Genomic DNA, 11,911 nt, shown 5'->3' on the forward strand with positions numbered 1-11,911 from the left:
CCGCGCCGGCCGCAGGCGGCAAGCGCCAGGCAGAGGGTGAGCGCGATCATGCAGGTCTTCATGACAGTTGGTCCAGCCATTTCTGCGCCGCGCGGGCGACATTGCCGGGGGCGGTGCCGCCATAGCTTACGCGTGAGGCGACCGAGGCTTCAACCGTCAAAACGTTGAACAGCTCGGCGGTGATGCGCGGCTCGATGCCTTGCATCTCCGCTAGGCTCAGCCCGGCGAGGTCGAGTTTTTTTTGCTCCGCCAGCCTGACGATTTGCCCGGTAACGTGATGCGCGTCACGAAAGGGCATTTTCAGCACCCGCACCAGCCAATCGGCGAGATCGGTGGCGGTGGAGAAGCCGGAGCCGGCCAGTTCGGCCATGCGCGTGGTGTCGGCATCCATGTCGCGCACCATCCCGGCGGTGGCGGCGAGGCAGAGGGAGATCGCCGCGGTGGCGTCGAACACCGGCTCCTTGTCCTCCTGCATGTCCTTGGCATAGGCCATCGGCAGGCCCTTCATCACCGTCAGCAGGCCGACGAGCGCGCCGGTGATGCGCCCGGTCTTGGCGCGGGTGAGCTCGGCGGCGTCGGGGTTGCGCTTCTGCGGCATGATCGAGGAGCCGGTGGTGAACGCGTCCGACAGCTTGATCAGGCTGTAGGGAGACGAACACCAGATGATGATCTCCTCGGCGAAGCGCGAGAGATGCATCGCCAGGATCGACAAGGCGGACAGATATTCGAGCGCGAAGTCGCGGTCGGAGACGGAGTCCAGCGAGTTCGCGGTCGGCCGGTCGAAGCCCAAAGCCGCGGCGGTGGCGTTGCGGTCGATGGGGAAGGAGGTGCCGGCGAGTGCCGCGGCGCCGAGCGGGCATTCGTTCAACCGCGCGCGGGCGTCGCGCAGGCGGCCGGCGTCGCGGTTCAGCATTTCCACGTAAGCGAGCAGGTGGTGCCCGAACGTGACCGGCTGCGCGGTCTGCAGATGGGTGAAGCCCGGCATCACGCTGCCCGCATGCTCGGCGGCGCGGGTGGCGAAGGCGCGCATCAGATCCTCGATCTGCAGGAGCAGATTATCGATCGCGCCGCGCACATAGAGGCGGAAATCGGTCGCCACCTGGTCGTTGCGGCTGCGCGCGGTGTGCAGGCGGCGGGCGGCGTCGCCAATGCGCTCGGTCAGCCGCACCTCGATATTGGTGTGGATGTCCTCCAGCGCGTCGACGAAGGTGAAGGTGCCAGCCTCGATCTCGGCGGCGATCGTGGAGAGGCCGCTATTGATCGCAGCGGCGTCGTCGGCGCTGATGATGCCCTGGGCGGCCAGCATTGCCGCATGGGCGCGGCTGCCGGCAATATCTTCGGCCCAGAGCTTGGCATCGAAGCCGATCGAGACATTAATGGCTTGCATCACCGCATCGGGGCCGGCACCAAAACGCCCGCCCCACTGCAGTTGCTGAGAAATTGGAGTGTTGCTCTTGTCAGTCAAACCGTCACGCCCGTTCTTGCTGTCCCGCCGATCCGTCATCGCCGGTGCCTCAGGCTTAGCCCTCGCCGGGGGCTTGGGCAATTCCGCCGGTGCGCAAATCATCGAGGGCGATCTGCCGGACGCCGCCGCGGCGCTGACGCAGGTGATGCCGAGCGCGGCGCCGCCGCTGCGCTTCGCCGACGCCACGGGGCGGCAGCTGACATTGCAGGATTATCGCGGGCACACGGTGGTGGCCAATCTCTGGGCCACCTGGTGCGGCCCCTGCATCGCTGAAATTCCCAGTTTCGCAGCACTTGCGCCGCAAGTGAAAGGCAGCGGCGCGCTGATCCTGCCGATTTCGATCGACCTGACCGGGGCGGCGGTGGTGCGGCCATTTTTTGCCCGGCACGGCATAAGCGACCTGCCGATCTTGCTGAACCAGGATGGCAGCAACATGCAGGTGCTGGGCAGCAACGGCATTCCGGTGAGCGTGGTGATCGATCCGAGCGGCCGGCTGGTGGCACGTCTGGACGGTGCGGCGAACTGGAACACGCCGGCCACCGCGGCCTATTTGCGCAGCCTGGGCGCCCCGGCGCCGACCGGCGGTCAGAGAGGAAATGTTCCTGCCTGACTAAAAGCGCAGAAGAAGGCTACTTTTTGTGAACAAAAAGTAGCAAAAAAACTTTGTTAATTTGGGCCATGGGCGTTGTCGGTGACAAAGCCCATGGCCCAGCGTAACAAAAATTTTTGCGCCGCTTTTTTTAAAAAGCGGCTGCTTTCTTCAAGCGTGACCGGCCGGGCTGGCGATGTTGGCGGCCTGGGCGCGGCGCGCCTGCCACAGCCCGACGAAGTCGATCGGCCCCAGCATTACCGGCGGGAAGCCGCCGTCGCGAGTGATGTCGGCCAGGATGTTGCGGGCGAAGGGGAAGAGCAGGCGCGGGCATTCCACCAGCAGGATCGGCTCCTGCTGATCGTCCGGGATGCCTGTGAGGGTGAAGATGCCGGCATAGGACAGATCGGCGATGAACACGACCATCGGCTTCTCCGCGGCGCCGTTGTCGGCGGCGGGGATGGTCGCCTCGGCGCGGGCCGTGAGCGTCACTTCGAACACGGTCTGGCCTTCCTGGACGCGGCGCACCTGCACGTCGAGATTGATGTTCACCGCCGGCGCGGTACGCAGCACGGTATAGATGGCCGGCGCGTTCGGCACCTCGAAGGAGAGATCCTTCGTATACTGGATATTCACGACAAGCGGCGGCTGGGGCTGGGTCGCGGTTTCTGACATATGACGTGTTTCCTGTTGTGCTATGCGGCGCCCGCCTAGCACGGCGGCAAGATCATGATAAGGGAGCGTTATGAGCGCGAAAATTTTCATCGACGGACAGGCCGGGACCACGGGTCTCGGCATTGCGCAACGCCTGGGCGTGATGCCCGGCATCGCTTTGGTGGCGCTCGACGAGGCGCGTCGCAAGGATGCGGCGGCGAGGCGAGAAGCGATGGCGCAGGCGGACCTGACCGTGCTGTGCCTGCCCGATGACGCGGCGCGCGAGGCGGTGGCGCTGGCGCCGGAAGGTACGCGGATTCTCGATGCGAGTTCGGCGCACCGGACGGCAGCCGGCTGGGTCTACGGCTTCCCCGAGCTTGGCCCGGTGTACGTGCAGAATATCGCGCAAGGGCGGCTGGTGTCGAATCCGGGCTGCTACGCCACCAGCGCGATCGCGCTGCTGAACCCGCTGATCGAGGCCGGTCTTTTGCCCCCCGACCACGATGTCACCATCAACGCCGTCTCCGGTTATTCGGGCGGCGGCAAGGCGTTGATCGCCGCGCATGAGGCCGAAGGCGGCCCGGCCCTCGAGGCCTACGCGCTGGGGCTGGCGCATAAGCATGTGCCCGAGATCATGCTGCGCTCCGGGCTGACGCGCCGGCCGATTTTCACCCCTTCGGTGGGGCATTTCGCGCAGGGCATGCTGGTCTGCATCCCGCTGTTTCTCGACCGGCTGCCGGGCACACCGGAGGGGCATGAGCTCATGGAAGCCTATCGCGAACGCTATGAGGGCGCTGAAAACATCCTGGTCCACCCCGGCATCTGGTCGGGTGCGTTGCGGCCGGACGCGCTGCGCGGGACTGACCGGCTGGAAATTTTTGTGTGCGCCAACGCCGCCTACGACCATGCCGTGCTGGTTGCGCGGCTGGACAATCTCGGCAAGGGGGCCTCAGGCGCCGCCGTGCAAAACATAAAGCTGATGTTGGGAGACGCTGTTGATGCCTGAATCGCATATCGCCGCCAAACCGTCCGGCCTGATCTATGCGCTGAACGGCGTGGCCCCGACCATCGATCCCACCGCCTGGATCGCGCCGACCGCGGTGCTGATCGGCGATGTGAGGGTGGGGCCGGGCGCCAACATCTGGTTCAACTGCGTGCTGCGCGCCGACACCAACCCGATCATCATCGGCGCCCGATCCAACATCCAGGACGGCACGGTCATCCATGTCGACCATGCGGAGAATTTCACGGACATCGGTGCGGACGTGACGGTTGGTCACGCCGCGATCATTCATGCCTGCCGCCTGCATGACCGCGCCTTCATCGGCATGGGCGCCACGGTGCTGGACGGCGCGGTGGTGGAGGAAGCCGGGATGCTTGGCGCGCGCGGCCTGCTGGCGCCTGGCAAGCGGATCGGCCGGCAGGAATTGTGGGTCGGCATGCCGGCGCGGCGGGTGCGGGTGATGAGCGACGCCGAGCGGGCCAGCTGGGACCAGACCGTGCCGCATTACGTCGGGCTGTCGAACCTTTATCGCGGCGGGTTGACCGCGGTGTAGAAAGGAAGGCTACTTTTTGTGAACAAAAAGTAGCAAAAAAACTTTGCTATGCTGGGTCATGGGCTGTGTCGGCGACACAGCCCATGACCCAGCATAATAAAAGTTTTTGCGCCGTTTTTTTCAAAAAGCGGCCGCTTTCCCCTACCCGAGCGCCTCGCGCGGCCCTACATCGGAAATCATGACGGACATGGAATTTGATACCGCGCTGGTGGGCGCCGCTTTTTCCCTGGCGGCGGCGGAGGGGTGGCGCAGCGTGTCGCCCGCCGCGGCGGCGCGCCGGGCCGGGCTGGACCTCGCCGTTACGCGGCAGCGTTATTCCGGGCAGGTGGGTATTTTGCGCGCTTTCGGGCGGCTGGCGGATGCGCATGCGCTGACCGGCGCCCTCACAGAGGGGCCGGTACGCGAACGTCTGTTTGATATTTTGATGCGCCGGTTTGATTTTCTGCAGCTGCACCGGGCCGGGGTGCTGGCGCTGCTGCGGGCGTTGCCGGCCGAGCCGCCGCTGGCGCTGTGCCTGGCGCGCGCCACGGTCACCTCGATGGGCTGGATGCTCGAGGGGGCGGGCGTCTCGGCGCATGGATTGCGCGGGCAAATCCGCAAAAAAGGCCTGACCCTGGTCTGGGGCTACGGCCTGCGCGCCTGGGTGCGCGATGACAGCACCGACCTGACCGCGACCATGGCGGCAGTGGACAAGGCGCTGGACCGGGCCGATGCGATCGCCGCGCGCTTCCATCATGCGCCTGCTCCCGAAGCGGCCGCGGATCAGCCCAGTTCGGCATTGCCAGACGATCCGGCTGGAGTAATCTAAGCCCGGCCGATTTCGGCCAAAAAGGGGGAAACAACCATGGCCGATAAAACGACGACCAGAAAACCGGACGCGGAAACCTCATCTCACGGCTCCAAACCCGCCTTCGAGGCATCCGCGGCGGGGCAGGGCGCGGCAATGATGCGGGATTTCGATTTCAAGAAAATGTTCAAGGATCTGAAGATACCGCAAATGCCGGATATGGAATCCGTGCTGGGGGCGCATCGGCGCAATCTCGAAGCGCTGTCGGACGCCAACCGGGTCGCGCTGGAAGGCGCTCAGACCGTGGCGCGCCGGCATATGGAGATCATGCAGGCCACCATGTCGGGCCTGACGCAGACCCTGCGGGAGATCGCCGCCAGCGACACGCCGAACGACCGCGCCGCCAAACATGCCGAGTTGCTGAAGCAGGCCTATGAGAACGCGGTCTCCAACACCCGCGAACTCGGCGACCTGATCCAGAGATCGCACACCGAGGCGATGCAGAAGCTGAACCAGCGCTTTTCCGAGGCGATGACCGAGATGAAGGACGTGTTCAAGAAGTAAAGAAAGCAGCCGCTTTTTAAAAAAAGCGGCGCAAAAATTTTTGTTATGCTGGGCCTGAGGCTGTGTCGCTGACAACGCCCGTGGCCCAGCATGAATAAAGTTTTTTTGCTACTTTTTGTTCACAAAAAGTAGGCCTTCCTTCTGCGGCTTTCATTTCAGGCCCGGCGGCGCATATTAGGCGCATGTCCACCATGTTCCGTACGGCGCCGGTCACCTTCATTCCGGAAAAGCCGGCGCCGCGCGCGCCGTTGAAACCGTTGCGTGTCGTCTCGGACTATGAGCCGGCCGGCGACCAGCCGGCGGCGATCAAGCACCTTCTGGCGGGGATCGCGGCGCAGGAGCGTGACCAGGTGCTGCTCGGCGTAACCGGCTCGGGCAAAACCTTTACCATGGCCAAGGTGATCGAGGGCATCCAGCGGCCGACCCTGGTGCTGGCGCCGAACAAGACGCTGGCGGCGCAGCTCTATGCCGAGATGAAATCCTTCTTCCCCGACAATGCGGTGGAATATTTCGTCTCGTATTACGATTACTACCAGCCGGAAGCCTATGTGCCGCGCTCGGACACGTATATCGAGAAGGACTCCGCGATCAACGAGACGATCGACCGGATGCGCCACGCCGCGACCCAGGCGCTGCTGGAGCGCTCAGACGTCATCATCGTCGCTTCGGTCTCCTGCATTTATGGCATCGGTTCGGTCGAGACCTATTCGAAGATGGTGGTGCGGCTGGAGACCGGCGGCCAGATCGACCGCGACACGCTGGCCAAGGCGCTGGTGGATTTGCAATATCGCCGCAACGACATCGCCTTCGCCCGCGGCTCGTTCCGGCTGCGTGGCGAGGTGGTGGATGTTTTCCCCAGCCAGTACGAGGATCGCGCCTGGCGGGTGACGCTGTTCGGCGACGAGATCGAGAAAATCTCCGAATTCGACCCGTTGACCGGCGAGCAGACGGGCGTGCTGGAAAACATCAGCATCTACGCCAACAGCCATTACGTGACGCCGCGTCCAACCCTGAACCAGGCCATCGCGCGCATCAAAGTGGAGCTGAAGCAGCAGCTGGACGAGCTGACCGGCGCCGGAAAACTGCTGGAGGCGGAGCGGCTGCAGCAGCGCACCACCTTCGACATCGAGATGATGGAGACGACCGGCGCCTGCAAAGGCATCGAGAATTATTCCCGTTATCTCTCCGGCCGCAATCCCGGCGAGCCGCCGCCGACTCTGTTCGAATACCTGCCGGACAATGCGCTGCTGGTGGTCGATGAATCGCATGTGACCGTGCCGCAGATCGGCGGCATGTACAAAGGCGACTTTTCGCGCAAATCCATCCTCGCCGAATTCGGCTTCCGCCTGCCAAGCTGCATCGACAACCGGCCGCTGAAATTCGAGGAATGGGAGACGTTCCGGCCGCAGACGGTTTTCGTGTCCGCCACCCCCGGCCCGTGGGAGCTGGAGCGGACCGGCGGGAGTTTTGCGGAGCAGATCATCAGGCCGACCGGGCTGGTCGATCCGGTCACGGAAATCCGCCCGGTGGAGCATCAGGTGGACGACCTGCTGGGTGAGTGCCGCACCGTGATCGCCCAGGGCGGGCGCGTGCTGGTGACGACGCTGACCAAGCGCATGGCCGAGGACCTGACCGAGTATCTGACCGAGCAGGGCATCCGCGTGCGCTATCTGCATTCCGACGTCGACACGCTGGAGCGGATCGAGATCATCCGCGACCTGCGCCTTGGCGCCTATGACGTGCTGGTCGGCATCAATTTGCTCCGCGAGGGGTTGGATATCCCTGAGTGTATGCTCGTCGCGATTCTCGACGCGGATAAGGAAGGCTTCCTGCGTTCCGTGACCTCGCTGATCCAGACCATCGGCCGCGCCGCCCGCAACGTGGATGGGCGGGTGATCCTCTACGCCGACGTGATGACGCGGAGCCTGAAGCAGGCGCTGGAGGAGACGGCGCGGCGCCGGACCAGGCAAACCGCCTGGAACGAAGAGCACGGCATCACCCCGCAAAGCGTGCGCAAGAATATCGGCGAGGTGATCCACTCGGTGTTCGAGCAGGATTACGTCACCGTGGCGCCGGTTAAGGATGCCGGGGTGGACGAATTCGTCGGCAAGGACCTGCAGTCCTCAATCGCGACGCTGGAGACGCGGATGCGCAAGGCCGCCGCGGATTTGGAATTCGAGGAGGCGGCGCGGCTGCGCGACGAGATCAAGCGGCTGGAAGCGCTCTCCCTCGGCCTGACACCGCCGCCGGCGCCGCATAGGCCCAAGGAACGCGGCCCGGTGCCGCTGGGCCCAGGCGGCGGGGGCTACGATCCGGCCCTGCGCAAGGGACGGGGGCGGAAGAAAGGTTAGTAAAAAAAGGAAGGCTTCTTTTTGTGAACAAAAAGAAGCAAAAAAACTTTATTAATTTGGGCCATGGGCGTTGTCGGGGACAACGCCTCCGGCCCAGAGTAAATTTGATACCGAAATGAATGGACGGTAGCGCCTAGATTCGCATAAAATGTCTCTAAAATCAGGGGGGACGTGAGATGCTCCAGCGCGTGCGGATTGTGCCTTGGCTGCTGGTTCTGGTGGCGGGAATGGCCTGGGCCGATACGCCGGCGAAAAAAGCGCCGGCTCTGGCGTCTCTGGAGACCATGGTGGGGAATCTCGGCTACACCCCCACCGATAGCGCGGATCAAAAGAACTTTTCCATCGTCTGGACGGGCAAGTACGATTACAAATTTCATTTCACCCTCTCGCAGGATGGGACGTTGAGCTACGCCTATGTGGATCTGACCACGCTCCAGCCGGACCAGCTGGCGAAACTGCCCTTTACCGACCTGTTCGAGACCAACGATACGGGGGATTTTTTCTATTCGATGGAAAGCCATAACGGGAAAGAGACGTTGTATGGCAATATCATCATCCCGCTCGACGGGCTGACGCCGCAATCCCTGCGCAGCATACTGGGCAGCGCCGTGGCGAAGCTCGATGCCGACGACAAATATTGGGACACCGACCTCTGGAAATGAGTCCTGGCGTTCGGGCGCGGCGGTGGGCCCCGGAAAGGCGGCCGAGGTTGGGAAAAACCGTCGCGCGCGCGGGGTTTGACCTGCTTCGCAGAGCCGTCATTATGCCCGCATGAAATCTGTTCTTCTTTTCCTCGCGGCCATGGCGATGCCCGGCGCCGCATGCGCCGCCGGCCTCACCGGCCAACATGCGGTCTATGACCTGACCTTGTCGAAAGTCCGCACGCATGACGTGACGGGGGCGGTCGGGCAAATGAGCTTCGATGTCGTCGATGGCTGTACCGGCTGGGCCACCACGCAGCATCTGACGCTGCTGGTGCGCAATGTGGACGGGACGCTGAACAAATCGGTGACCGACTACATCACGTGGGAAAGCAAGGACGGTAAGACCTTCACGTTCAGCCTGCGTGAACGTGACAATGACGGGAAGGTGCAGGTCGACGACGCCGGCACCGCCGTGCATACCGGCGCTGACAATACGGGCATCGTCACCTACACCACGCCGGCGGATACGCGCATGGCGTTGCCGCCGGGGACGCTGTTCCCGATGCAGCATACCGAGGCGCTGCTGGCCGCCGGGCGCGACGGCAAAAAATTCATCGCGCCGCCGCTGTTCGACGGCACGACGCCGGATGGCGCGCAGGCCACCTTCGTCGCCGTTCTAGGCCACCACGGGCCGACGCCGACCCACTTCGCTTCTCTCAGCGGCCTACCGAGCTCAGATGTCGACATCGCCTTCTACCCGCGCAAGCCGGGCGACCAGAACCCGGATTTCCGCACGCAGATGCGTTATTTCGAGGATGGCGTGGCGACCAACCTGGTGCTGGATTTCGGCGATTTCGTGATGACCGGCAAGCTCGCGCATCTCACGATTCCGCCCTCGGCCTGCAGGTAGCAAAAAAACTTTTTTATGCTGGGCCATGGGCGTTGTCGTCGACAGCGCCCATGGCCCAGCAGAGCAAAAATTTTTGCGCCGCTTTTTTTAAAAAGCGGCTGCTTAGCTTACTTCTTCGCGCGAGCGAGGCTGTCGGCGATCGCCTTCTCGGCGGCGGCGCGGTCGGCCCAGCCGGTGATCTTCACCCATTTGCCCTTCTCGAGATCCTTATAGTGCTCGAAGAAGTGCTTGATGGCGTCGCGGGTGATGGCAGGGAGCTGCGCGACCTCGGTGATGTCGCTGTACTGCGGATGCACCTTGTCGTGCGGTACGCAGACGATCTTTTCGTCCTGCCCGGCCTCGTCTTCCATCTGCAGCAGGCCGATCGGCCGCGCGCGGATCACCGCACCCGGGACCACGGCGGTCGGGATCAGCACCAGCGCGTCGGCCGGGTCGCCGTCATCGGCCAGCGTGCCGGGAATGAAGCCATAGGCGGCGGGGTAGGTCATCGGGGTGAACACCACGCGGTCCACGACCAGCGCGCCGCTGTCTTTATCGATCTCGTATTTGACACCGGATCCCGCGGGGATCTCGACCACGACGTTGATGTCGTGCGGTACGTCCTTGCCGGGGGAAAGCTTGCTCACGTCCATGAAAGGGGGCTCCCTGTTGCGTTCCCGGGCCCTATACTCCGCCTGCCAGCCGCTTGCCAGCATCCGGGATAGTTTGCGCCTTGACGGTCGGGCCCGGCTTGTTGATAGGATCGTTCACGGCGCAGCGAGCGCGCCATACGCGCCGGTAGCTCAACGGTTAGAGCGGACCGCTCATAACGGTTTGGTTGCGGGTTCGATTCCTGCCCGGCGCACCAATGATTTCAATAAGTTATCGGTTGAAATTGCCGATCCGTGGAAGCTAAAAAAAGTTCAGGGCAACATCCAGGGCAACAAAACGCATGCCTGCGTTGTGTATCGGGCGGACATAGAAACGGGGGCCGAAGCCCCCGCTGGTTAGTCGTTGCCGATCTTTAGCAACGCTGGGCGGCCGCGATTGCTTCCTGCTCGGTTGGGTGATCGCTCAGAATCAGCTCGCCGTCGTCCCATACGACGCTGACGAGCCAAACAATCGCACCCGTCTCCACGTCGCGGGCCTCTGTAACGCTGCCTTGCCCTGCGCGTAGAGGAACAATCTCAACCATGAGAGCCTTCCTTGGGTTTTGCTGGGCTGCAGCCCTGTCGTGGTGTCTCATACCAACGGCGGCAGTTTTTGACTCGTGTGGGATTCCCAATATCCGCATGATGTGATTCGCTCCTCTCTCATCGGTTCGGGGGGTGGCATGGCCGTTTCAATTACGCGGATGGAGTTGGATGCCTCGGGACTGCGCCGTGCTGCGGCGCAGTCCCGAGATTCGGATGCATCGCGCCGGATGCTGGCTTTAGCTCTAATTCTGGAAGGCCGACCGCGTACGGAAGCGGCGGTTTTATGCGGCATGGATCGCCAGACGCTGCGCGACTGGGTGCATCGCTACAACGATCTTGGCGTGGCCGGGCTATCGAGCCGCATACCACCTGGCCCGAAGCCCCGGCTCACCTCCGAACAGGAAGCGGAAGTTGCACGGCTGGTGCAAGATGGGCCGAGTTTGTCTGAGCACGGCGTGGTGCGCTGGCGGCGCATTGATCTGTCGCATCTGATTAAAACGCGCTTTGGCATTCATCTGGCTGAACGCAGTGTCGGTGACTTGCTGCGCCGCCTTGGCTTTCGCCGGCTATCGGCCCGGCCACGCCACACCGGTCATGATGCTGCAGCCCAGGAGGCGCACAAAAAAACTTCCCCGATCTGGTCGCCGCCGCAGTCCCGCAGCACGCCCGTGGCAAACCAATCGAACTCTGGTGGCAAGACGAAGCGCGGGTCGGTCAGCAAGGAACGCTGACCCGGCTTTGGGCAAAGCGGGGCAGCCGTCCGTCAGCGCCACGCGATTGCCGTTATAAGTGGGCCTACATCTTCGGTGCCGTCTGTCCGGCCCGTGGCACCGGCGCTGCTTTGGTGTTGCCCTACGTCAACGCCGCAGCAATGAACATGCATCTGGCCGAGATCAGCAAGTGCGTGACACCAGGCGCCCATGCCGTCATAACACTTGACGGGGCCGGTTGGCATCAGGCCGGTGACAAACTCAAACTTCCCGATAACATCAGCCTACTTCCATTGCCACCCTATGCACCAGAACTGAACCCGCAGGAAAACATATGGCAGTTCCTCCGGCAAAATTATCTGGCAAACAGAGTATTCGAAACCCAGGAGGCAATCGTCGAAGCCTGCTGCAGCGCTTGGAACAGCCTGGTGGCGCAGCCAGATAAAATAACCTCAATCGCAACACGGAGCTGGGCAAAACAGGTCAATGCTTAACGCCGTTGGTAT

Annotated in this window: 13 protein-coding genes and 1 tRNA gene; 10 read left to right on the top strand and 4 right to left on the bottom strand. The window is 63.2% G+C overall.

Features of this window, described 5'->3' with window-relative positions; translation table 11 throughout:
• Positions 1-58 precede the first annotated feature (58 nt).
• Complete coding sequence (gene argH, locus VGG47_RS09335) at positions 59-1,504, bottom strand: argininosuccinate lyase (RefSeq protein WP_331537763.1); 1,446 nt, start codon at positions 1,502-1,504, stop codon at positions 59-61.
• Between argH and VGG47_RS09340 the strand changes: the two genes are divergently transcribed.
• Positions 1,455-2,075 carry a TlpA family protein disulfide reductase gene (locus VGG47_RS09340; RefSeq protein ID WP_331537765.1) on the top strand — a complete coding sequence of 207 codons (621 nt, stop codon included), beginning with the start codon at positions 1,455-1,457 and terminating at the stop codon, positions 2,073-2,075. The genes argH and VGG47_RS09340 overlap by 50 nt on opposite strands.
• 150 nt (positions 2,076-2,225) lie before the next feature.
• Here the strand turns inward: VGG47_RS09340 and secB are convergent, their stop codons facing one another.
• Entirely contained in the window at positions 2,226-2,729 is a 504-nt protein-coding gene (gene secB / locus VGG47_RS09345; protein ID WP_331537767.1) for a protein-export chaperone SecB, read from the bottom strand.
• A gap of 70 nt (positions 2,730-2,799) precedes the next feature.
• On the opposite strand from secB, the gene argC reads away from it, so the two are divergent.
• From argC to VGG47_RS09380, 7 genes are all read left to right on the top strand, one after another.
• Positions 2,800-3,714, top strand: coding sequence for an N-acetyl-gamma-glutamyl-phosphate reductase (argC, locus tag VGG47_RS09350; protein ID WP_331537769.1), 915 nt, complete (start codon positions 2,800-2,802; stop codon positions 3,712-3,714).
• Positions 3,707-4,264, top strand: a complete 558-nt coding sequence (locus VGG47_RS09355; RefSeq protein WP_331537771.1) for a gamma carbonic anhydrase family protein — start codon at positions 3,707-3,709, stop codon at positions 4,262-4,264. The genes argC and VGG47_RS09355 overlap by 8 nt, the downstream gene beginning before the upstream one ends.
• A gap of 187 nt (positions 4,265-4,451) precedes the next feature.
• Positions 4,452-5,072, top strand: a complete 621-nt coding sequence (locus VGG47_RS09360; RefSeq protein ID WP_331537773.1) for a TetR family transcriptional regulator — start codon at positions 4,452-4,454, stop codon at positions 5,070-5,072.
• Between the two features lie 36 nt (positions 5,073-5,108).
• Entirely contained in the window at positions 5,109-5,615 is a 507-nt protein-coding gene (locus VGG47_RS09365; protein ID WP_331537775.1) for a phasin family protein, read from the top strand.
• A gap of 182 nt (positions 5,616-5,797) precedes the next feature.
• Positions 5,798-7,966, top strand: coding sequence for an excinuclease ABC subunit UvrB (gene uvrB / locus VGG47_RS09370; RefSeq protein ID WP_331537777.1), 2,169 nt, complete (start codon positions 5,798-5,800; stop codon positions 7,964-7,966).
• 176 nt (positions 7,967-8,142) lie between these two features.
• Positions 8,143-8,628 (top strand): hypothetical protein, encoded by a 486-nt coding sequence (locus VGG47_RS09375; protein ID WP_331537779.1) that lies wholly within the window; start codon positions 8,143-8,145, stop codon positions 8,626-8,628.
• A 109-nt stretch (positions 8,629-8,737) separates the two neighbouring features.
• Complete coding sequence (locus VGG47_RS09380; protein WP_331537781.1) at positions 8,738-9,520, top strand: EipB family protein; 783 nt, start codon at positions 8,738-8,740, stop codon at positions 9,518-9,520.
• A 107-nt stretch (positions 9,521-9,627) separates the two neighbouring features.
• Here VGG47_RS09380 and ppa read toward each other — a convergent pair whose 3' ends face one another.
• Positions 9,628-10,152 carry an inorganic diphosphatase gene (gene ppa / locus VGG47_RS09385; protein WP_331537783.1) on the bottom strand — a complete coding sequence of 175 codons (525 nt, stop codon included), beginning with the start codon at positions 10,150-10,152 and terminating at the stop codon, positions 9,628-9,630.
• Between the two features lie 139 nt (positions 10,153-10,291).
• Between ppa and VGG47_RS09390 the strand changes: the two genes are divergently transcribed.
• Positions 10,292-10,367, top strand: a tRNA-Ile gene (locus VGG47_RS09390).
• A 156-nt stretch (positions 10,368-10,523) separates the two neighbouring features.
• Here the strand turns inward: VGG47_RS09390 and VGG47_RS09395 are convergent.
• Positions 10,524-10,694, bottom strand: a complete 171-nt coding sequence (locus VGG47_RS09395; RefSeq protein WP_331537785.1) for a hypothetical protein — start codon at positions 10,692-10,694, stop codon at positions 10,524-10,526.
• A gap of 138 nt (positions 10,695-10,832) precedes the next feature.
• Between VGG47_RS09395 and VGG47_RS09400 the strand changes: the two genes are divergently transcribed.
• Positions 10,833-11,899 (top strand): IS630 family transposase gene (locus VGG47_RS09400; protein ID WP_331537787.1). Its coding sequence is split into 2 segments (ribosomal slippage): positions 10,833-11,322 and positions 11,322-11,899, totalling 1,068 coding nucleotides; the frame shifts between segments, so codons are not numbered across the junction.
• Positions 11,900-11,911: the final 12 nt, after the last annotated feature.

This window comes from Acidocella sp. (assembly GCF_036489515.1).
Taxonomy (GTDB): Bacteria; Pseudomonadota; Alphaproteobacteria; order Acetobacterales; family Acetobacteraceae; genus Acidocella.

Bases quoted from the DNA above. Each gene is read 5' to 3' on its own strand.
- argH (WP_331537763.1), bottom strand. From the start codon at position 1,504: ATGACGGATCGGCGGGACAGCAAGAACGGGCGTGACGGTTTGACTGAC.
- secB (WP_331537767.1), bottom strand. From the start codon at position 2,729: ATGTCAGAAACCGCGACCCAGCCCCAGCCGCCGCTTGTCGTGAATATC.
- argC (WP_331537769.1), top strand. From the start codon at position 2,800: ATGAGCGCGAAAATTTTCATCGACGGACAGGCCGGGACCACGGGTCTC.
- VGG47_RS09355 (WP_331537771.1), top strand. From the start codon at position 3,707: ATGCCTGAATCGCATATCGCCGCCAAACCGTCCGGCCTGATCTATGCG.
- VGG47_RS09360 (WP_331537773.1), top strand. From the start codon at position 4,452: ATGGAATTTGATACCGCGCTGGTGGGCGCCGCTTTTTCCCTGGCGGCG.
- VGG47_RS09365 (WP_331537775.1), top strand. From the start codon at position 5,109: ATGGCCGATAAAACGACGACCAGAAAACCGGACGCGGAAACCTCATCT.
- uvrB (WP_331537777.1), top strand. From the start codon at position 5,798: ATGTCCACCATGTTCCGTACGGCGCCGGTCACCTTCATTCCGGAAAAG.
- VGG47_RS09375 (WP_331537779.1), top strand. From the start codon at position 8,143: ATGCTCCAGCGCGTGCGGATTGTGCCTTGGCTGCTGGTTCTGGTGGCG.
- VGG47_RS09380 (WP_331537781.1), top strand. From the start codon at position 8,738: ATGAAATCTGTTCTTCTTTTCCTCGCGGCCATGGCGATGCCCGGCGCC.
- ppa (WP_331537783.1), bottom strand. From the start codon at position 10,152: ATGGACGTGAGCAAGCTTTCCCCCGGCAAGGACGTACCGCACGACATC.
- VGG47_RS09395 (WP_331537785.1), bottom strand. From the start codon at position 10,694: ATGGTTGAGATTGTTCCTCTACGCGCAGGGCAAGGCAGCGTTACAGAG.